This window comes from Burkholderia sp. Bp8998 (assembly GCF_003854235.1).
Lineage (GTDB): Bacteria > Pseudomonadota > Gammaproteobacteria > Burkholderiales > Burkholderiaceae > Burkholderia.
On sequence record NZ_QTQF01000109.1, the window covers coordinates 1 to 2,142 of the forward strand.

A 2,142-nucleotide genomic window follows, 5' to 3' on the forward strand; every position below is an offset into this window, starting at 1 on the left:
TCGCTTCTCTGCTGCTGAAAACGCAGCGCTGCTGAGAAACTTCAGGTTTCTCGCAGAAATGCTCTTTAAAAATTAACAGCCGATAAGTGTGGGCGCTTGATGGCCGCGAGCTGATCTTCGGATCAGATAGCGAAAGTATCAAGAGTCTCACACTAAAGTAAGTCAGGTTTATGAAGTGATTCATATTCCTGTCAGCTTTGAGTGAGCGACCGGTTCTTAACCGAACCGAAAACAGTAACAGGTTTAAACTGAAGAGTTTGATCCTGGCTCAGATTGAACGCTGGCGGCATGCCTTACACATGCAAGTCGAACGGCAGCACGGGTGCTTGCACCTGGTGGCGAGTGGCGAACGGGTGAGTAATACATCGGAACATGTCCTGTAGTGGGGGATAGCCCGGCGAAAGCCGGATTAATACCGCATACGATCCATGGATGAAAGCGGGGGACCTTCGGGCCTCGCGCTATAGGGTTGGCCGATGGCTGATTAGCTAGTTGGTGGGGTAAAGGCCTACCAAGGCGACGATCAGTAGCTGGTCTGAGAGGACGACCAGCCACACTGGGACTGAGACACGGCCCAGACTCCTACGGGAGGCAGCAGTGGGGAATTTTGGACAATGGGCGAAAGCCTGATCCAGCAATGCCGCGTGTGTGAAGAAGGCCTTCGGGTTGTAAAGCACTTTTGTCCGGAAAGAAATCCTTGGTCCTAATATGGCCGGGGGATGACGGTACCGGAAGAATAAGCACCGGCTAACTACGTGCCAGCAGCCGCGGTAATACGTAGGGTGCAAGCGTTAATCGGAATTACTGGGCGTAAAGCGTGCGCAGGCGGTTTGCTAAGACCGATGTGAAATCCCCGGGCTCAACCTGGGAACTGCATTGGTGACTGGCAGGCTAGAGTATGGCAGAGGGGGGTAGAATTCCACGTGTAGCAGTGAAATGCGTAGAGATGTGGAGGAATACCGATGGCGAAGGCAGCCCCCTGGGCCAATACTGACGCTCATGCACGAAAGCGTGGGGAGCAAACAGGATTAGATACCCTGGTAGTCCACGCCCTAAACGATGTCAACTAGTTGTTGGGGATTCATTTCCTTAGTAACGTAGCTAACGCGTGAAGTTGACCGCCTGGGGAGTACGGTCGCAAGATTAAAACTCAAAGGAATTGACGGGGACCCGCACAAGCGGTGGATGATGTGGATTAATTCGATGCAACGCGAAAAACCTTACCTACCCTTGACATGGTCGGAATCCTGCTGAGAGGCGGGAGTGCTCGAAAGAGAACCGGCGCACAGGTGCTGCATGGCTGTCGTCAGCTCGTGTCGTGAGATGTTGGGTTAAGTCCCGCAACGAGCGCAACCCTTGTCCTTAGTTGCTACGCAAGAGCACTCTAAGGAGACTGCCGGTGACAAACCGGAGGAAGGTGGGGATGACGTCAAGTCCTCATGGCCCTTATGGGTAGGGCTTCACACGTCATACAATGGTCGGAACAGAGGGTTGCCAACCCGCGAGGGGGAGCTAATCCCAGAAAACCGATCGTAGTCCGGATTGCACTCTGCAACTCGAGTGCATGAAGCTGGAATCGCTAGTAATCGCGGATCAGCATGCCGCGGTGAATACGTTCCCGGGTCTTGTACACACCGCCCGTCACACCATGGGAGTGGGTTTTACCAGAAGTGGCTAGTCTAACCGCAAGGAGGACGGTCACCACGGTAGGATTCATGACTGGGGTGAAGTCGTAACAAGGTAGCCGTATCGGAAGGTGCGGCTGGATCACCTCCTTTCCAGAGCTTCTCGCAAAGTTGAGCGCTCACGCTTATCGGCTGTTGATTAAGACAGAAAGACTGTCTGTTGGCGGTTTTATCGGTTATAATGCCGGCCGCTTTCGATAATCCTCAATGACAAACATTCGAATGAAGTTTGGTTCGAGTTTTTCTCATTGGCGATTGAGCCAGTCAGAGCGGTACGAAAGTATCGGCTGTCGTTCTTTAACAATCTGGAAGAAGTAAGTAATTTGGATAGCGGAAGCGTCTTGAGATGGACGTGGAAGTTATCCGGGTTGTGATTGTATCGATGTATCTCAAGATGATTCGAACTCTATGTTCGACTTAAATTGGAATACGGCACAACGCGAGAACTCAACCTGTA

The 2,142-nt window shown here is 52.1% G+C and carries 1 rRNA gene; it reads left to right on the forward strand.

Going from position 1 to position 2,142, the window contains the following annotated elements:
• The first annotated feature begins 245 nt into the window (after positions 1–245).
• Positions 246–1,778, forward strand: a 16S ribosomal RNA gene (locus DIE06_RS37540).
• Positions 1,779–2,142 lie beyond the last annotated feature (364 nt).